Below are 17,151 nucleotides of genomic sequence, written 5' to 3' on the forward strand. Positions count from 1 at the left end.
GAGACTGGGGGCATGCCCTCGACGCTGCCCGAAGGGGACCCCGTACCCGCCGACGGATCGCTGCCCGGATCGGCCCTCGCCGGCCTGGGCGGGCGCCCGTTCGGCTTCTACGTCCATGTCCCGTTCTGCGTGACGCGCTGCGGCTACTGCGACTTCAACACCTACACCGCCTCCGAACTCGGCCCCGGCGCGTCCCGTGACTCCTACGCGGACACGGTGATCGACGAGATCCGGTTGGCCCGGCGCGTCCTGGGCGAGGCCGAGCTGCCGGTGGAGACGGTCTTCGTGGGCGGCGGGACCCCGACCCTGCTGCCGCCGGGCGACCTCGGCCGGATCCTCGCCGCGATCGACGGGGAGTTCGGGCTGGCGCCGGGCGCCGAGGTCACCACCGAGGCCAATCCGGAGACCGTCGACCGCGCCTATCTGGACGGGCTGCGCGCCGGGGGGTTCACCCGGGTCTCCTACGGGATGCAGAGCGCCCGGCCGCACGTCCTGGCGGCGCTGGACCGGACGCACACCCCGGCCCGGGTGCCCCGGGTCGTCGAGCAGGCCAGGGAGGCGGGGTTCGGGCACGTCAACCTCGACCTGATCTACGGGACCCCGGGGGAGTCGGACGACGACTGGCGGGCGTCCCTGGAGGCGGCGCTGGAGGCCGGGCCCGACCACATCTCGGCGTACGCGCTGATCGTCGAGGACGGCACGAAGCTCGCCGCCCAGGTCAGGCGCGGGGTGCTGGCCGAGCCGGACGACGACGCCATGGCCGACCGCTACCTCGTGGCCGACGAGCTGCTCGGCAAGGCCGGGATGCGGTGGTACGAGCTGTCGAACTGGGCGCTGCCCGGCGGCGAGTGCGCCCACAACGTCCTGTACTGGAAGGGCGCCGACTGGTGGGGCGCGGGTCCAGGCGCGCACAGCCATGTGGGCGGCACCCGCTGGTGGAACGTGAAGCATCCCGCCGCGTACGCGGCGCGCCTCGCCGAGGGCCGCACCCCCGCGCACGCCCGCGAGGTGCTCGACGACGAGACCCGGCTCGTGGAGCGGGTCCTGCTGGAGATCCGGCTGCGCGAGGGCTGCCCGCTGGAGCTCCTGGACGCCGCGGCGGTCGCCGAGCAGGAGGCCAGGGGCCTGGTGGAGCGGGTGGACGGCCACGCCGTGCTCACGCTCCAGGGCCGTCTCCTGGCCGACGCGGTCGTGCGCGACCTCACCTGAGCCGCTATCCGCGCGGCGGCCGGTCCTTGAAGATCGGCCAGGCGACGAGCGCGGGCAGCCGGTGCCAGGCGCCCTTGTTGACGCGGGTCGCGCTGTAGACGACGAGGCCGAGCGACAGCACGACCCAGCCCGCGGCGACCCATTGGGCGGCGGGGAGCCACTGGCTGATCCAGAGCGCCGCCCCCACGCCGATCCCGGTGGTCAGGGCGAGGTTGAGTGCCTGGCGGCCGTGGTGGCGCGCGTAGGCCGAGCGGCGCTTCTTGGTCAGGTAGATGTACAGCGGGGGCAGCACCCACAGGACGAACTGGCCGATATAGGCGGTCAGCGCCCACTGGCGCTCGTCCGGCGTGGTCGGCCCGCCCGCGTACCCCGCGGCGAAGCCCTCGGGCAGGCGGACGGTCGGGGTGGGCTGGGGGCGGTTGCGGCGTGCCATGGGCGTCACTCCTCGGGAGCGGTGACGAAGTCGATCAACTCTTCGACGCGCCCGAGCAGCTCCGGTTCCAGATCGGCGAAAGTCCGTACCGATCCGAGAATCCGCCGCCAGGCCGCCCGGGTGTCCCCGGGCCAGCCGAGCCGGGCGCAGACCCCTTCCTTCCAGTCGAAGCCCTTGGGCACCACGGGCCAGGCCCGGATGCCCACGGAGGCGGGTTTCACCGCCTCCCAGACGTCGATGTAGGGGTGCCCGCACACGAGCACGTCGGGGTCGTCGATCCGGGCGGCGATCCGGGACTCCTTCGAGCCCGGCACGAGGTGGTCGACCAGGACGCCGAGTCTTCGGCCCGGCCCCGGCTCGAACTCCTCGACGATGAGGGGGAGCTGGTCGATCCCCTCCAGGTACTCCACGGCGACGCCCTCGACGCGCAGGTCGTGGCCCCAGATCTTCTCCACGAGCTCCGCGTCGTGCACGCCTTCGACGTAGATCCGGCTCTCCCTGGCCACCCGGGCCCGGTGGCCCTGGACGGCGATCGACCCCGACGCGCTGCGCGCCGGACCCGTCAGGCGGGGGACCGGCCGCACGAGGGTGACGGGCCTGCCGTCCAGCAGGAACCCGGCGGGGTCGAGGGGGAAGACGCGGCGTTTGCCGAAGCGGTCCTCCAGGGTGACCTCGTCCTTGCCGCAGGCGACGACCGCGCCGCAGAACCCGCTGTCGGGGTCCTCCACGACGAGGTCGCGCTCGGCGGGGATCTCGGGGATGGTGCCCTTGCGGGGGAGCCGCCAGTTCCCGGCGAGGACGTCTTCTCCATAGTCCTTGCTGCGCACGCCCCGACCCTAACCCGAGGGGGCGCGGAGGTGCATCACTCCAGAGGGTGGGACAGCTGCCGGTGCCCCCGCCGGACCGCCTGGAGGAGCCGCAGCGGGTCGTAGGGCCAGTCGTGGGCCGTGAGCGCCTGCACAGGGTCGAGGCCCTGGTCGAACGTCTCACGGACGCCGTGGGCCACGGCCGCCACGGAATCGCGCTGCCGTACCGCGAACTCCCGCCCGACCGGCGTGCCGTGCCCCGGGACGATCTTCTCCGGGTGCAGCTCCAGCAGCCGCGTCAGGGTGATCGGCCAGTCCAGGGGGTGGCTGTCGCCGCCGTAGGCCGGGGGTCCGGACTCCTCGACGAGGTCGCCGGCGAACAGCACCCCGCAGTCGGGCACCTGGACCACGATGTCGTGCCCGGTGTGGCCCCGGCCGAGGTGGTGGAGCTCCACGAGGCGGTCGCCGAGATCGATGAGGGCGGTGCCGGAGAACGTCTGGGTGATCGGGGGGACGACGGTGCCCGTCACGGCGCGGGCCCAGTCGGGGTCGTCGGCGGCCATGGTGATCCAGACCTCCCGGCGCAGGTACTCCGGCAGCCCGGTGTGCCCCCAGAACAGGCCGGTGAAGGCCCCGTTGCCGAAGCAGTGGTCGAAGTGGCCGTGCGTGTTGACCACCGCGACGGGCTCGCCGACGCCCAGTTCGCGAAGTTCCTCCCGCAGCTGGACGCCCTCGCCGAGGGAGGCTCCGGTGTCGATCAGGACGGTCCCGAGCCGCCCCGTGACCACCCCGACATTGACCTCGAACCTGCCGTGGCTGCGGCGGAAGCAGCGGTCGGCGACCTCTTCCCAGGACATGCCCCAGACTCTCGCACATCGACTTCCGCGCCCGGGACCGTACACTTGGCACTCATAGACTGGGAGTGCCAGGCAGCGGGCCTGCCGGGCACCGGGCAGTGGGAGCGCCAGAGCAGGAGGTGAGCGTTGTTGGAGGATCGTAAGCTGGCCATCCTGCGCGCCATCGTGGAGGACTATGTCTCCACCAACGAACCGGTGGGTTCCAAAGCGCTGGCCGAACGGCACGCCCTCGGCGTCTCCCCGGCGACCGTGCGCAACGACATGGCCGTGCTGGAGGAGCAGGGGTACATCACCCAGCCCCACACCAGCGCGGGCCGGATCCCGACCGACAAGGGCTACCGCCTGTTCGTCGACAGGCTGTCGACGATCAAGCCGATGTCGTCGGCCGAGCGCCGGGCGATCGAGACGTTCCTCGCGGGCGCCTACGACCTCGACGACGTGGTCTCCCGGACCGTCCGCCTGCTCGCGCAGATCACCCGGCAGGTCGCCGTGGTGCAGTACCCCTCGCTGGTGCGCTCGTCGGTCCGGCACATCGAGCTGGTCCCGATGTCGTCCCGGCGGCTGCTGCTCGTGGTGATCACCGACACCGGCCGGGTGGAGCAGCGCGTCTTCGAGACCGCGGCCGACATCAACGACGAGTCGGTGTCCCACCTGCGGGCGCTGCTCAACACCTGCCTGGACGGGCGGTCGTTCGCCGACGTGCCCCTCGCGGTGGAGGACCTGCCCGAACGCGTCTCGGCCGAAGACAAGCCCGTCGCCGCGGCGGTCCTGTCGGTGCTGCTGGAGACCCTGGTCGAACGGAACGAAGAGAAGATCGTCTTCGCGGGCGCGGCGAACCTCGCCCACGTGGACTTCTCGCAGAGCCTCCGGGACGTGCTGGAGGCCCTGGAAGAACAGGTGGTGCTGATGAGACTGCTGGGGGAGACCGGGGATCCGGCTACCCTGACCGTCAGGATCGGCACCGAGAACCAGTTGGAGGGCCTGCGCTCCACCTCCGTGGTCGCCACCGGCTACGGGATGGACGGGCAGGCGCTGGCCCGCCTGGGGGTTCTCGGCCCCACCCGCATGGACTACCCCGGAACGATGGGAGCGGTACGCGCTGTGGCACGTTACGTCGGACAGATCCTGGCGGGCTCGTAGTGCGCGATTATTACGCGATTCTCGGGGTGAGCCGCAACGCCACCCCCGACGAGATCAAGAAGGCCTACCGCAGGCTCGCGCGCGAACTCCACCCGGACGTCAATCCCGACGCCGAGAGCCAGGAGAAGTTCAAAGAGGTCACCCAGGCCTACGAGGTCCTGTCGGACCCCAAGAAGAAGGAGATGTTCGACCTCGGCGCCGACCCCTTCGCGCCCGGAGGCGGCGCGGGCGGATTCGGCGGCGGATTCGGTGCCGGCTTCCCCTTCAGCGACCTCATGGACGCGGTCTTCGGCCAGGCCGGGACCCGCGGGCCGCGCTCGCGCGCCCGCCGCGGCCGCAACGCCACGCTGCGGGTCGAGCTCGACCTCGCCGAGACGGCGTTCGGCACCACCCGCGAGCTGACCATCGACACCGCGACCGTCTGCAAGGTGTGCAGCGGCAGCGGCGCCGAGGCCGGCACCCACCCCGAGCAGTGCGACATGTGCCACGGCCGGGGCGAGATCCAGCAGGTGCAGCGCAGCTTCCTCGGCCAGGTCATGACCTCCCGCCCCTGCCCCCAGTGCGGCGGCTACGGCTCGGTCATCCGCACCCCGTGCCGCGAGTGCTCCGGCGAGGGCCGGGTGCGCACCCAACGGACGATCAAGGTCAAGATCCCCGCAGGCGTCGAGCACGGCACCCACATCCAGCTCGCCGGGGAGGGCGAGGTCGGCCCCGGCGGCGGCCCCGCCGGCGACCTCTTCCTGGAGATCGTCGAGCGTCAGCACGCGATCTTCGAGCGCGAGGGCGACGACCTGCACTGCACCGTCCAGATCCCGATGACGGCCGCCGCGCTCGGCAGCACGGTCACCGTGGAGACCCTGGACGGCGCCGAGGAGGTCGACATCCGGCCCGGCACCCAGTCCGGCCAGGTCATCCCCCTGTACGGGCGGGGCGCCCGGCACCTCAACATGAGCGGCCGCGGCGACCTGATGATCCACGTCAACGTGGAGACCCCGACCAAGCTCGACCCGGAGCAGGAGGACCTGCTCAAGCAGCTGTCCGTCCTGCGCGACGAGGAGCGGCCCCCCGGCAAGTTCGCCCCCGGCCAGCAGGGGTTCTTCTCCCGCCTGAGGGACGCCTTCCACACTTGAGGAGACGAGGTGGCCGACGCCTACCGCGACGGCTACACCAACCCCTAGCGGGTTCATCGGACGGCCGGGCGCATCCACGCCCGGCCGTTCGCGCAGGTGCGGCGGCGGCCGGGAGTTCCTCCCCTGCGACAGCGGAGGAGTCATCGGGCGATACTGGACCGATGTCGGCTGGTTTCGGTGGTTTCGGTCTGCCCGCGCGGCCGTCGTCGCGCGGAGGCGGGCTCCTGGTGGACGTGCTGGTCGCGGCGGCGGTCGCGGTGCCGGTGTTCGTGCCGTTCGCCACGGCGCCGGAGGTGACGCCGCTCGGCGTGGTGGTCAACCTCGGCACGGTGGTGCCGCTGGTGTGGCGGCGGCGGGCGCCGTTCGCGGTCGCGCTGGTCGTGGCGTGCTTCGCGATGGCGGTGTCGCTGCACCACCGGCCGGGGCAGATGCTGCAGTACGGCGCGCTGGTGGCCATCTACACCCTCGCCGACCTGGGGCGGCACCGCTGGCAGCGCTGGGGGTTCATCGGCGCGCTCGTCGCGACGATCCCGCCGGGCGCGCTGCTCGTCAAGGGCAACGACGCGGGCGAGTTCATGTTCACGCTGCTCCTGCCCATGACCGCGTTCCTGCTCGGCACGCTGGCGCGCACGGCACGGGAGCGGTCGGAGGCGCTGGCGGAGCGCTCGGTGCGGTTGGAGCGCGAACGCGAGGTCGAGGCGGCGCGGGCGGCGGCCGAGGAGCGGGCCCGCATCGCCCGCGACATGCACGACGTGCTCGCGCACGCCGTCAGCATCATGGTCGTCCAGGCCGAGGCGGGCCCCGTGGTGGTCCGGTCCGATCCCGACCAGGCCGAGCGGGTCTTCGACGCGATCGCCGACGCGGGCCGGGACGCGATGGCCCAGCTCCGCCGCACGCTGGGCGTCCTCAAGGAGGAGCGGGACCGCGGGGTACGCGCGCCCCAGCCGACCATCGGCGCGCTGCCGGGCCTGGTCGAGCACGTCAACCGCACCGGGGTCCGGGTGGGGCTCACCGTCGAGGGGGCACGGCGCGAGGTTCCCGCGGACGCCGACGTGGCGGCCTACCGCATCGTGCAGGAGGCGCTCACCAACACGGTGAAGCACGCCGGGGCGCGCACCGCCGAGGTCCGGCTCCGCTGGACCGATCGAGAACTGGAGATCACGGTGACGGACGACGGGCAGGGCCAGGCCGTGGGCGATCCGGGCTGGCGGCGGGGCGGCGAGGGCCTCATCGGCATCCGGGAACGCGTCATCGCCTGCGGCGGCACGGCCGAGGCGGGTCCGCTGCCGGACGGCGGGTTCCGCGTTCTCGCGCGCCTGCCCTGCCCCGCGGCGGTGACGGCGTGATCCGGGTGGTGCTCGTCGATGATCAGGAACTCGTCCGCAGCGGTTTCGCGATGATCCTGAACGCCCAGCCCGACATCGCGGTGGTGGGCGAGGCGGGCGACGGCACCGAGGCGATCGCCGCCGTGCGCGCGCTCGACCCCGACGTCGTGCTGCTCGACATCCGCATGCCGGGCCTGGACGGCATCGAGGCCGCGAAGGCGGTGTGCGGCGAGACCCGCACCCGCGCGATCATGCTCACCACGTTCGACCAGGACGACTACGTCTACGACGCCCTCTACGCGGGCGCGAGCGGGTTCCTGGGCAAGGACGTGCGCCGCGACGACCTCGTGCACGCGGTCCGGGTGGTGGCCGCGGGGGAGGCGCTGCTCGCACCCGGCATCACGCGTCGGCTCATCTCCGACATCGCGCGTCACCGGCCGCGCGAGGGCACGACGCCCTCAGACCGCCTGTCGGTGCTGACCGAACGGGAGCGCGAGACCCTGCGCCTGCTCGGCCGCGGCCTGTCGAACGCGGAGATCGCGGCGGCCATGGTCGTCAGCGAGCACACCGTGAAGACCCACGTGAGCAACGTCCTGGCCAAACTCGGCATCCGCGACCGCGTCCAGGCCGTGATCGCCGCCTACGAGACCCGCCTGATCGAGCCTTCCTGACTCCGTCGCGCGGGGGAGCCGCGCCCGGTGCCTCCCCCGCGCGACCGAGGCCGGAAGACCGCTCGCGGCGGCGATCCGCCCGGCCGCCGGTTCTCCGAAGATCGAGAGTGTAAGAACGCAGGTCTCGCACTCCGGGAGATACCCCTCATGACCAGGATCGCCTTCCATCTCGCCCCCGCCCTCATGCTCGCCTACGGCGTGGTCCGGCTCGTCGACGGCCTCGACGGACAGCACGGGCCGGGACCCGCCTGGACGGTCGGGCATCTGCTCTTCCTCGGCTGCCTCCTGCTGTTCGGAGGCGTCATCTCGGGCCTGCACGGCCGCGTCCGGGCCACCGCGGGCGGTCCCGCGCGCCGGGTCACGGCCGGCGTCCTGGCCGCGGTCTCCGCTTTCGGCCTGGTGACGTTCATCCGCGTCGCGGTCCTCGACATCGTCGTCGGCCTCCAGGCCGCGGACGCCGCCGAGAAGAGCATGCTCGCCGACCGGTACGGCGACGTCCCCGCGGTGCTTCCCCAGGCCCTCTACGAGATCGGCCCGGTCTTCTTCATGCTCGGCCTGGTCGGCCTGCTCGTCCAGTGCGCGGTCGTGGCCCCCGGCCGCAGGGCGCCGTCCGCCCTGCGCCCCGCCCTGGTCGCCGCCGGTTTCGTCGCCATCACCCTCGACCTCGACCTCCTCCCGCTCGGCGCGGCCCTGATCTGGCTCGCCCTCGCCCCGCTCACCGGCGACCGGCACGCGTCCTCGCCGACCCCGGCCGCCGTCGGCGGACCGGCCTGACCAGACCCCTGGCGCGCACCGCCGCCCGGACGACGCCGGAGGCCCGAACCGGGCCTTCGGCTCTTCCGGGCGGCGATGCCGGGGCCTACCAGCGGCCGGTGCGGGACAGGAGGACGGCGGCGGCGGCGACGCCGGCCGTCGAGGTGCGCAGGACGGTCGGGCCGAGCAGGACGGGACGGGCGCCGGAGGCGGTGAAGGCGGTGAGTTCCTCTGGGCTGATGCCGCCTTCGGGGCCGACGACCAGGACGATCTCCGGGGCGCCCAGGGGGACCCGGCTGAGCGGCTCGGCGGCCTCCTCGTGCAGGACCAGGGCCAGGGGCGCGGCCGCCAGGCGGGCGGCGACCCGGGCGGTGGTCTCCAGGTCGGCGACCTCTGGGAAGCGGGCGCGGCGGGACTGCTTGGCGGCCTCGCGGGCGGCGTTGCGCCAGCGCGCGAGGGACTTCTCGCGGCGTTCCGGACGCCACTGGGTGATCGAGCGGCTGGCCGCCCACGGCACGATCACATCGACCCCCGCCTCCGTCATCACCTCCACCGCGAGTTCTCCCCGCTCGCCCTTCGGCAGCGCCTGCACCACGGTGATCCGCGGCGTGGGCTCCGGCTCCACCCTCCGCTCGACCGCCTCCACCTCAAGCCTTTCGCGCCCGACCCCGGCGACGACCCCGCGCACCACGAGCCCCGCACCGTCCGTCAGCACCACCTCCTCGCCCTCCCGCAACCGCTTCACCGTGGCCGCGTGCCGCCCCTCGGCCCCCTCGACCACGATCCTGCCGTCCGCCAGCACGGCGGACTCCACCACGAAAACCGGAGCACTCACCCCTCCATCCTCGCAGGGTGGGAAGGGGCGGGGCGCGCCCCGGCCAGAACCCGGGTGGCCGGGGCGGCTCCTTGCCCGGAACCGGGGGTCGGGTGAGGCTCAGGTGGGGGTGGGGTCCGGGGAGGGGTCGGTGGGGGCCGGGGTGGGGGTGGCGGGAGCGGAAGGGGTGGCCGACTCCGGCTGGGGCGAGGCCGGGAGGGAGGGGGTCCCGGTCTCGGTGGGGGCGGGCTGCTGGCTGGCGGGGGGCTGGTCAGGGGGGTCGGCGGGCACCGACGGCGAGGGGTCGGGCGCGGTGGAAGGAAACGGGGCCGTCGCGGGAGGGCAGGGCGTGAGCGTGGGCGACGGGGTGGGTTCGGTCGTCGTGGGAGACGGGGAAGCGGCCGATGGGGTGGGGGTGACGGTCGGCGGAAGACAGGTGGGCTGGACCCCGTCGAACGGGGTGGCCAGGCCGTCGGGGCCGATGACGGATCCGCCGGGCGCCTGCTCGGAAGGGCCGGGCGCGGTCTTCGGCTCCTGCTTGGGCACCGACTCGCCACCGGGGGAGATGAAGCGGTGGTAGGCGGCGGGGGTGGCGGTGATCGCGACGGTGCCGGTGGTCAGGGCCGCGGCGGCGGCGAGCAGCAGGCTCTTCCAGCTCGGCCGGGGGAACGGGCGGCGGACCGAGGTCCGCTCGCGGATCAGGCCCAGTCCTTCGGGGGACGGCATGACCTGGTCCGCCTCGGCGCGCAGGGCGCGGCGGAGCATGTCGGCGTAAGGGTCGCCGGGGGTCATGAGGGCTCCAGGGCGTTGCGGAGCGCGGCCATGCCGCGCGCCGTGTGGCTCTTCACCGCGCCGCGGCTGATGCCCATGGCGGCGGCGATCTCGGCTTCGGAAAGGTCGGCGTAGTAGCGCAGCACCAGGGCTTCGCGCTGCCGGGGCGGGAGCCCGTGCAGCGCGCGCACGACGGCGTCGCGCTCCAGTTGAATGATGGCCCCGTGCTCGGCGCTCTGCACGTCGGGCAGGCCCTTGGGGGCGTACTTCTCGACGACGGCGCGGTGCCGCAGCACCGAGCGGGCGCGGTTGACCACCGACTGCCGGAGGTAGGCCAGCGCCTTGCCGGGGTCGCGCAGCCGCCGCCAGGACCCGTGCATCGCCACGAACGCGTCCTGGACGACCTCTTCGGCCGTGGCCACGTCGCGCACCAGCAGCGCGGCGAGCCGGACCAGGGAGCGGTACTCGGCCCCGTACAGGGCGGTCACGGCTTGGTCGGCGTCCCACGCGGCCGCCACTCCGGGGGGTGGAGCCAGGAGGGTCTCGGTCACATCAGTGGGACGCCCACCCTCGTCGTCCGGTTTACCAAACCGCATTCAGCCGTCCAGCCGCATCGGGGGTACGCCGCCAAGTGCCACCATAACCAGACGAAGCCACGCCGTGCCGTGCAAGTTGCGTATCCCGCAGTCGATAGCATGCCGCTCGAACGTGAGGACGGAGGCCCCGTGGACTGTCTTTTCTGCAAGATCATTTCGGGTGAGGTGCCCGCGCAGGTGGTCCGGGAGACCGAGCAGACGCTCGCCTTCCGCGACATCAACCCCCAGGCGCCGGTGCACGTGCTGGTGATCCCGAAGCTGCACGTGCCCGATTTCGCCTCGCTGGCCGAGCACCCCGAGGCGCTCGCGGCGCTGGCCGCGGAGGCGGCGAAGGTCGCCGACGCCGAGGGCGTCGCGAAGTCCGGCTACCGGGTGGTGTTCAACACCGGTTCGGGCGCCGGCCAGACCGTGTTCCACGCGCACGCCCACGTGCTGGGCGGCCGCGGGCTGAACTGGCCTCCCGGATAGCCCGGATCGTGCGGATGACCAGCGTGAACGCGGTGCGTCCGGCGGAAATGGGCGCGCGCCGGGCGGCCCCCGGTCGGTACCATGGTCGACAAGACCGGAAACCACGCAGCAGAGGGGTTCAGTGGCCGCCCGCGGCCGGCAGATGACCGAATCAAAGAGTTCCCGAGGCGGCACGCCCGCCAAGACCGGGGCGCGCGCCCAGATGAAGATCGTCGTCCCCGACGACCTGCCCATGGTCGCGCTGCTCGGCTCGGGCGACGAACTGCTCGCGGCCGTGGAGAAGGCCTTCGACAGCGACATCCATGTCCGGGGCAACGAGATCACCGTGACCGGCGGCTCGGAGCCGGAGCTGGTGGCCGAGCTGTTCGCCTCCCTGGTGGAGCTGCTCGGCAAGGGCACCGTGCTCACGCCCGACGTGGTCGAGCGCAGCCTGTCGATGCTGCGCCACTCCGGCCGCCCCGCGGACGTGCTGAGCCACGACATCCTCTCCTCGCGCGGCAGGACGATCCGCCCCAAGACCGTCAACCAGAAGCGCTACGTCGACGCGATCGACCGGCACACCGTCGTCTTCGGCATCGGGCCCGCGGGCACCGGCAAGACGTACCTGGCCATGGCCAAGGCGGTGAAGGCGCTCCAGGAGAAGCAGGTCAACCGCATCATCCTGACGCGTCCCGCGGTCGAGGCGGGCGAGCGGCTGGGCTTCCTGCCCGGCACCCTGTACGAGAAGATCGACCCGTACCTGCGCCCGCTGTACGACGCGCTGCACGACATGATCGACCCGGCCTCGATCCCGCAGCTCATGCAGGCCGGGACGATCGAGGTCGCCCCGCTGGCCTACATGCGCGGCCGGACCCTGAACGACTCCTTCATCATCCTGGACGAGGCGCAGAACACCTCGCCGGAGCAGATGAAGATGTTCCTGACCCGGCTCGGCTTCGGCTCCAAGATCGTGGTGACGGGCGACGTCACCCAGGTGGACCTGCCGTCCGGCGCGCGCAGCGGCCTCGCGGTCGTCCAGGACATCCTGGAGGGCATCGATGACATCTACTTCTGCCGCCTTTCCAGCGGCGACGTGGTCCGGCACCGGCTGGTCACGGACATCGTCGACGCGTACGAGCGGTTCGACGCGGCCGAGGAGTCGGTCGCGGGCCGTCCGCAGCGCCGGGAGCGGGGACGCCGATGAGCATCGAGGTGCTGAACGAGTCGTCGGCCACGGCCGACGAGGTGGCGCTGGTGGCGCTGGCCAGGCACGTCCTGGACGCCATGCGCATCCATCCGCAGGCGGAGCTGTCGATCCTCATGGTCGACGAGCCCGCGATGCACGAGCTCAACCAGAAGTGGATGGGCGAGGACAAGCCGACCGACGTCCTGGCCTTCCCGATGGACGAGCTGAGGCCCGGCCATCTGTCGGGCGGCAGCGAGGACGGCACGGCCGATCCGGGGTTGCTGGGCGACGTGGTGCTGTGCCCGGCGGTCGCCGAGCGCCAGGCCAAGGCGGCCGGCCACTCCACCCAGGACGAGATGGAGCTGCTGTGCGCGCACGGCATCCTGCATCTGCTGGGCTATGACCACGCCGAACCCGAGGAGCACGCCGAGATGTTCGGCCTCCAGGGCAAGCTGCTGGCGAGCTGGCGGGAGTCGCGCTGAACGTCCAGCTGTGGATGATCACCCTCAGCGTGCTGCTGGTGGTCTTCGCGGGGCTGTTCGCGAGTGCGGAGACGGCGCTGTCCCGGGTCTCCCGGGTGCGGGTCACCGAGCTGGACTCGGCGAAGCTGTCGGCCGTGGTGGCCGATCCTGCCCCTTATGTCAGTCTGCTCCTGCTGCTGCGGACGTCGTGCGAGCTGACGGCCACGGTGATCGTGGCCGACCTGTGCATCGGCTGGCTCGACGAGACCTGGCGTGCCTACGCCGCGGCCGCGCTGATCATGATCCTGGTGAGTTTCACCCTCGTCGGCGTCGGCCCGCGCACCCTGGCCATCCAGCACGCCGACCGGGTCGCGCTGGCCGGCGCGGTGATCATCCACCCGGTGGCCAGGGTGCTCGGCCCGCTGGTGCGGCTGCTCATCCTGCTCGGCAACGCCCTCACCCCCGGCAAGGGCTTCCGCGAGGGCCCGTTCGCCACCGAGGCGGAGCTGCGCGACCTCGTCGACCTCGCCGAGCAGCGCAGCCTCATCGAGCCGGACGAGCGCGAGATGATCCACTCGGTGTTCGAGCTGGGCGACACGGTGGTGCGCGAGGTGATGGTGCCGCGCACCGACATCGTGTTCATCGAGCGGGAGAAGACGCTGCGGCAGGTGCTGTCGCTGTCCCTGCGCTCGGGTTTCTCGCGCATCCCGGTGACCGGCGAGAACGAGGACGACGTCGTGGGCGTCGCGTACCTCAAGGACGTCATCCGCCGCCTGCACGAGTCGGGCGAGAACGCCTCGGCCGAGCGCGTCTCCACGCTGATGCGCGAGCCCGCGTTCGTCCCCGACTCCAAGCCCATCGACGACCTCCTGCGCGAGATGCAGGCCGAGCACACCCACGTCGCGGTCGTCATCGACGAGTACGGCGGCACCGCGGGCCTGGTCACGATCGAGGACATCCTCGAGGAGATCGTCGGGGAGATCGCCGACGAGTACGACAACGAGGCCCCCCGGGTGGAGCACCTGGACGGCGGGTCGGTCCGGGTGACCGCGCGGATGGGCGTGGAGGAACTCGCGGAGCTGACCGGCGCCCCCATCGAGGAGGAGGACGTCGAGACCGTCGGCGGCCTGCTCGCGCACGCGCTCGGCAGGGTCGCGATCGCCGGGTCGACCGCCGAGGTGGCGGGGCTGCGGCTGACCGCGGAGAGCCTCGCGGGGCGGCGCAACCGCATCTCCACGGTCCTCGTCGAGCGCCTGGCGCCGCCCCCCGAGGATTGACGCGCCGGACCTCCGGGAACGCTTCCGCTCGCCGTCGGGAGAATTTCGGGGGGATATCCCATGGGTCGGTTCGCTTGCCTTGCCGTGTGCGCGGTCACGGCGCTCTGCGCCGCGGGGTGCGGGACGCGGACGGCGGCGCCGGTGCGCGCGGCGGCGCCGATGCCCGCGCTGCTGACGGCCGCGGACCTGCCCGCCGGGTACCTGCCCGCCGCGGCCCATGACGTGTTCGGCGGGATCGCGCCGCTCGACCGTGACTGCGCCGCGCTGCTCGGTCTCGCCGACGGCCGCGGTCTGCGCCCGTCCGCGCCCGCCGACGTAGCGGTCTTCTACCAGCTGAGTCCCGGCGCGACGCTGGCCCAGCGGGTCGTGCGCCTCGGCGACCGGGACGCGGTCCGGGCCGTCGCCGGCGCGCGGCGGCTCATCGAGGGGTGCGCGGAGATCGAGGCGCCCGCGGGCGAGGGCATGCTCGGCCTGCGCCGCGTGGAGCTCGCCGTCCCCCGGCTGAACGACGCCGACACCGCTGCCGCCGCCTACCGGGAGGAGGCCGCCGACGGCGCCCGGATGACGTACGAGCTGGTCGCGCACCGTGTCGGGGGCGTCCTGCTGCTGGTGGCGGGGCCCGCGATGCTGCGCGAGGGCCAGAGCGGCCCGGTGGCCCACGCGGCGGAGGTGGCGGCGGCCCGGTTGGCGCGAACCACTAAAGTGAGCCCGTGAATCCCGAGGACGAGAAGCTCATCAAGCTCGCACGCGCCACCCGCGCCCGCAACGGCGCCGAGGAAGGCGCCGCGGTCCGCGACGAGACCGGCCGCACCTACACCGCGTCGACCGTCGCCCTGCCCAGCCTGGCCCTGACCGCGCTGCAGACCGCCGTCGCGATGGCCGTCGCGAGCGGCGCCGAGTCGCTGGAGGCCGCGGTGGTCGTGACCCCCGCGGGCTCCCCCGACATCGCCGCGGTCCGCGACCTCGCCCAGGACGCCCCCGTCCTCGTCTGCGCCCTCGACGGATCGGTCCGCGAGACCCTCTGACGGCCTCGCGAGCGCCGTTCGCAAGTGCGGGCCAAACGACGCGCAAGCCCCTTCTCGCACAGTGGTCCCCGATGAGGATCACCAGAGAAGGGGACCGGGATGTCGCGTTTGCTGTACCGCCTGGGAGGGTCCGCCGCACGGCGGCCCTGGCGGATGATCGGGCTGTGGTTGGCGGCCGTCGCCGTGTTCAGCGGGCTTGCCGCGGGCTTCGGTGGCGCGCTCCACGACGATTACACGCTGGAGGGCACGGGCTCGCAGCAGGCCACCGACCTTCTGCGCGAGCACTTCCCGCTGATGGCCGGGGCGGACGCCCGGGTCGTGGTGCGCGGGGACGGGCCGCTGGACACCGCGGCGGTGGCCGCGGCCGGCACGCGGATCGCCGGGCTGCCCCGCGTCGCGGGGGTGGAGGACCCGCGCATGAGCGCGGACGGCCGCACCGCCCTCATCACGGTCCGCTACGACAGGGCGGTGACCGAGCTGGCGCCGAAGAAGGACCTCGCCCTGCTGGAGGAGGCCGCGCGGGTCCCGGGCGCCCGGTCGGAGTTCGGCGGCCAGGTGCCGGAGAACGTCTCGGCACCTGGCGGACTGTCCGAGGCGCTCGGCGTCACCGCCGCGCTGGTCGTGCTGTTCCTGGCGTTCGGCTCGGTCATCGCGGCGGGGCTGCCGCTGGCCGTCGCGCTCACCGGGCTCGGCGTGGGCGTCTCGGGCATCACGGTGCTCGCCGCCTTCATCGACGTGAGCACGACGACCCCGACCCTCGCCGTCATGATCGGGCTCGGGGTCGGGATCGACTACGCGCTCTTCGTGCTCACCCGGTTCCGGGAGAACCTCGCGGAGGGGATGGCCGTGCCGGAGGCCGTCGCGTCCGCCGCCGCCACCGCGGGCCGGTCGGTGCTCTTCGCGGGGCTGACCGTGCTGTTCGCCCTGTGCGGGCTGGCGTTCGCGGGGCTGCCCGTGTTCGTCACGATGGGGTACGCGACCGGGCTCGTGGTCGCCGCGACCATGGCGTCGGCGCTCACCCTGCTGCCCGCGCTGCTCGGCCTGGCCGGGCGCCGGGTGCTGCGCCGCCGCGAGCGCAGGGGCGCGGCCGTCGCGGTCGCCTCGCCGCGGATCGCGGCCTGGGCGGCGCGGGTCGGGCGGCGTCCGCTGCCGTGGCTGCTCGCCGCGCTGACCCTGCTGCTCGCGCTCGCCGCGCCGACCCTCGCGCTGCGCAACTGGCCGAGTGACGCGAGTTCCGAGCCGACCTCCGCCACGGTCCGGCAGGCCTACGACCTCATCGCCGACGCCTACGGGCCCGGCGCGAACGGCCCGCTCGTGGTGGCGCTCGACCTGGGCGAGGGCGCCGACCCCGCCGCGGTCCGCGACCGGCTCGCCGGGCTGCCGGGCGTGGCCGCGGCGGCCGAACCCGTGGTCTCGCCGGACGGGGCGGCCGCCGCCCTCACCGTCATCCCGCGGTTCGGTCCGCAGGACGAGCGGGTGGCGCCGCTCGTCGACGCGATCCGGGCCCAGGTGCGGCCGGAAGGCGGCGAGGTCACCGGGCTCACCGCCGCCTACCGCGACATCAGTGAGCTGATCATGGACCGGCTGCCGGTCGTCGTCCTCGTCGTCGTCGGGACGTCCTGCGCGCTGCTGCTGCTGGTGTTCCGGTCGATCGCGGTGCCGCTCAAGGCCGCGGTGATGAACCTGCTGTCGGTCGGCGCGGCCTACGGGGTCGTCACCGCGCTGTTCCAGTGGGGCTGGGGCGCCTCGGCGCTGGGCCTGCCGCACGGCGTGCCGGTCTCCAGCTACGTGCTCCCGCTGATGTTCGCGGTGCTGTTCGGGGTCTCGATGGACTACGAGGTGTTCCTGCTGTCGCGGGTGCGCGAGGAGTACGAGCGGACCGGCGACGCGCGCGGCTCGGTCGTCGCGGGCCTCGCCTCGACGGGCCGGATCATCACCAGCGCGGCCCTCATCATGATCGCGGTGTTCGCGGGCTTCATGCTCGACCCCGCGGTGCTCATCAAGCAGATGGGCGTCGGCCTGGCGGTCGCCGTCGCGGTCGACGCGACCCTGGTCCGGCTGGTCCTCGTGCCCGCGACGATGGCCCTGCTCGGCCGTGCCAACTGGTGGCTTCCCGGTCCGCTGGCCCGGGTCCTGCCGGCCGTCCGCCCGCGGGCCGCCGAGAAGGACGGCGACGCACTGGAGCTCGTCGGCTGACCCGCGTTCCGAGCCTGCCCCGCTCCCGCGTCCACGCGGGAGCGGCAGCGGGGG

Annotated in this window: 19 protein-coding genes; 13 read left to right on the plus strand and 6 right to left on the minus strand. The window is 73.3% G+C overall.

Annotated features, from left to right (window positions below; genetic code table 11):
* Window positions 1-12 precede the first annotated feature (12 nt).
* On the plus strand, window positions 13-1,209 hold the full coding sequence (gene hemW, locus EDD29_RS05580; RefSeq protein ID WP_123662936.1) for a radical SAM family heme chaperone HemW: 1,197 nt from the start codon (window positions 13-15) through the stop codon (window positions 1,207-1,209).
* 4 nt (window positions 1,210-1,213) lie between these two features.
* On the opposite strand, the gene EDD29_RS05585 is transcribed toward hemW, so the two are convergent.
* The 3 genes from EDD29_RS05585 to EDD29_RS05595 are packed head-to-tail and all read right to left on the minus strand — an operon-like array spanning window position 1,214 to window position 3,305.
* A complete protein-coding gene (locus EDD29_RS05585) occupies window positions 1,214-1,642 on the minus strand; it encodes a DUF4870 domain-containing protein (protein ID WP_123662938.1) in 429 nt (142 codons plus the stop codon).
* Window positions 1,643-1,647: 5 nt separating this feature from the next.
* Window positions 1,648-2,469 (minus strand): DUF3097 domain-containing protein, encoded by an 822-nt coding sequence (locus EDD29_RS05590; protein ID WP_123662940.1) that lies wholly within the window; start codon window positions 2,467-2,469, stop codon window positions 1,648-1,650.
* A gap of 35 nt (window positions 2,470-2,504) precedes the next feature.
* The gene (locus tag EDD29_RS05595) at window positions 2,505-3,305 is read right to left on the minus strand and encodes an MBL fold metallo-hydrolase (protein ID WP_123662942.1); all 801 of its coding nucleotides are present in this window, start codon (window positions 3,303-3,305) and stop codon (window positions 2,505-2,507) included.
* 126 nt (window positions 3,306-3,431) lie between these two features.
* Here EDD29_RS05595 and hrcA point away from each other — a divergent pair, with 126 nt between their 5' ends.
* From hrcA to EDD29_RS05620, 5 genes are all read left to right on the plus strand, one after another.
* Window positions 3,432-4,445: a heat-inducible transcriptional repressor HrcA gene (gene hrcA / locus EDD29_RS05600; RefSeq protein ID WP_123662944.1), complete on the plus strand. Its 1,014-nt coding sequence runs from the start codon at window positions 3,432-3,434 to the stop codon at window positions 4,443-4,445.
* Window positions 4,445-5,575, plus strand: coding sequence for a molecular chaperone DnaJ (gene dnaJ / locus EDD29_RS05605; RefSeq protein WP_123662947.1), 1,131 nt, complete (start codon window positions 4,445-4,447; stop codon window positions 5,573-5,575). Before hrcA ends, dnaJ begins: the two co-directional genes overlap by 1 nt.
* Before the next feature lie 161 nt (window positions 5,576-5,736).
* A complete protein-coding gene (locus EDD29_RS05610) occupies window positions 5,737-6,921 on the plus strand; it encodes a sensor histidine kinase (RefSeq protein ID WP_148085880.1) in 1,185 nt (394 codons plus the stop codon).
* Window positions 6,918-7,571 (plus strand): response regulator, encoded by a 654-nt coding sequence (locus EDD29_RS05615; protein WP_123662951.1) that lies wholly within the window; start codon window positions 6,918-6,920, stop codon window positions 7,569-7,571. The genes EDD29_RS05610 and EDD29_RS05615 overlap by 4 nt, the downstream gene beginning before the upstream one ends.
* Window positions 7,572-7,718: 147 nt before the next feature.
* Entirely contained in the window at window positions 7,719-8,345 is a 627-nt protein-coding gene (locus EDD29_RS05620) for a hypothetical protein (protein ID WP_123662953.1), read from the plus strand.
* Between the two features lie 85 nt (window positions 8,346-8,430).
* Here the strand turns inward: EDD29_RS05620 and EDD29_RS05625 are convergent, their stop codons facing one another.
* The 3 genes from EDD29_RS05625 to EDD29_RS05635 all read right to left on the minus strand — a co-directional run bounded on the left by EDD29_RS05625 (window position 8,431) and on the right by EDD29_RS05635 (window position 10,460).
* Window positions 8,431-9,159, minus strand: a complete 729-nt coding sequence (locus tag EDD29_RS05625) for a 16S rRNA (uracil(1498)-N(3))-methyltransferase (protein WP_123662956.1) — start codon at window positions 9,157-9,159, stop codon at window positions 8,431-8,433.
* 99 nt (window positions 9,160-9,258) lie between these two features.
* The gene (locus tag EDD29_RS45270) at window positions 9,259-9,930 is read right to left on the minus strand and encodes a hypothetical protein (protein WP_170201303.1); all 672 of its coding nucleotides are present in this window, start codon (window positions 9,928-9,930) and stop codon (window positions 9,259-9,261) included.
* Entirely contained in the window at window positions 9,927-10,460 is a 534-nt protein-coding gene (locus tag EDD29_RS05635) for a SigE family RNA polymerase sigma factor (protein WP_246052533.1), read from the minus strand. The genes EDD29_RS45270 and EDD29_RS05635 overlap by 4 nt, the downstream gene beginning before the upstream one ends.
* Window positions 10,461-10,634: 174 nt before the next feature.
* On the opposite strand from EDD29_RS05635, the gene EDD29_RS05640 reads away from it, so the two are divergent.
* From EDD29_RS05640 to EDD29_RS05670, 7 genes are all read left to right on the plus strand, one after another.
* Entirely contained in the window at window positions 10,635-10,973 is a 339-nt protein-coding gene (locus tag EDD29_RS05640; RefSeq protein ID WP_246052534.1) for a histidine triad nucleotide-binding protein, read from the plus strand.
* 142 nt (window positions 10,974-11,115) lie between these two features.
* Window positions 11,116-12,156 (plus strand): PhoH family protein, encoded by a 1,041-nt coding sequence (locus EDD29_RS05645; RefSeq protein ID WP_123670294.1) that lies wholly within the window; start codon window positions 11,116-11,118, stop codon window positions 12,154-12,156.
* Entirely contained in the window at window positions 12,153-12,620 is a 468-nt protein-coding gene (gene ybeY, locus EDD29_RS05650) for an rRNA maturation RNase YbeY (protein WP_123662962.1), read from the plus strand. The genes EDD29_RS05645 and ybeY overlap by 4 nt, the downstream gene beginning before the upstream one ends.
* Window positions 12,621-12,634: 14 nt before the next feature.
* Complete coding sequence (locus EDD29_RS05655) at window positions 12,635-13,876, plus strand: hemolysin family protein (RefSeq protein ID WP_123662963.1); 1,242 nt, start codon at window positions 12,635-12,637, stop codon at window positions 13,874-13,876.
* 60 nt (window positions 13,877-13,936) lie between these two features.
* Window positions 13,937-14,590, plus strand: a complete 654-nt coding sequence (locus EDD29_RS05660; RefSeq protein ID WP_148085881.1) for a hypothetical protein — start codon at window positions 13,937-13,939, stop codon at window positions 14,588-14,590.
* On the plus strand, window positions 14,587-14,901 hold the full coding sequence (locus tag EDD29_RS05665) for a cytidine/deoxycytidylate deaminase family protein (protein ID WP_123662967.1): 315 nt from the start codon (window positions 14,587-14,589) through the stop codon (window positions 14,899-14,901). The genes EDD29_RS05660 and EDD29_RS05665 overlap by 4 nt, the downstream gene beginning before the upstream one ends.
* 99 nt (window positions 14,902-15,000) lie before the next feature.
* Window positions 15,001-17,097, plus strand: a complete 2,097-nt coding sequence (locus EDD29_RS05670; RefSeq protein ID WP_123662969.1) for an MMPL family transporter — start codon at window positions 15,001-15,003, stop codon at window positions 17,095-17,097.
* Window positions 17,098-17,151 lie beyond the last annotated feature (54 nt).

Source organism: Actinocorallia herbida, from assembly GCF_003751225.1.
Classification (GTDB): Bacteria; Actinomycetota; Actinomycetes; order Streptosporangiales; family Streptosporangiaceae; genus Actinocorallia; species Actinocorallia herbida.

Bases quoted from the DNA above. Each gene is read 5' to 3' on its own strand.
- hemW (WP_123662936.1), top strand. From the start codon at position 13: ATGCCCTCGACGCTGCCCGAAGGGGACCCCGTACCCGCCGACGGATCG.
- EDD29_RS05585 (WP_123662938.1), bottom strand. From the start codon at position 1,642: ATGGCACGCCGCAACCGCCCCCAGCCCACCCCGACCGTCCGCCTGCCC.
- EDD29_RS05595 (WP_123662942.1), bottom strand. From the start codon at position 3,305: ATGTCCTGGGAAGAGGTCGCCGACCGCTGCTTCCGCCGCAGCCACGGC.
- EDD29_RS05610 (WP_148085880.1), top strand. From the start codon at position 5,737: ATGTCGGCTGGTTTCGGTGGTTTCGGTCTGCCCGCGCGGCCGTCGTCG.
- EDD29_RS05620 (WP_123662953.1), top strand. From the start codon at position 7,719: ATGACCAGGATCGCCTTCCATCTCGCCCCCGCCCTCATGCTCGCCTAC.
- EDD29_RS45270 (WP_170201303.1), bottom strand. From the start codon at position 9,930: ATGACCCCCGGCGACCCTTACGCCGACATGCTCCGCCGCGCCCTGCGC.
- EDD29_RS05645 (WP_123670294.1), top strand. From the start codon at position 11,116: ATGACCGAATCAAAGAGTTCCCGAGGCGGCACGCCCGCCAAGACCGGG.
- ybeY (WP_123662962.1), top strand. From the start codon at position 12,153: ATGAGCATCGAGGTGCTGAACGAGTCGTCGGCCACGGCCGACGAGGTG.
- EDD29_RS05655 (WP_123662963.1), top strand. From the start codon at position 12,635: ATGATCACCCTCAGCGTGCTGCTGGTGGTCTTCGCGGGGCTGTTCGCG.
- EDD29_RS05660 (WP_148085881.1), top strand. From the start codon at position 13,937: ATGGGTCGGTTCGCTTGCCTTGCCGTGTGCGCGGTCACGGCGCTCTGC.
- EDD29_RS05670 (WP_123662969.1), top strand. From the start codon at position 15,001: ATGTCGCGTTTGCTGTACCGCCTGGGAGGGTCCGCCGCACGGCGGCCC.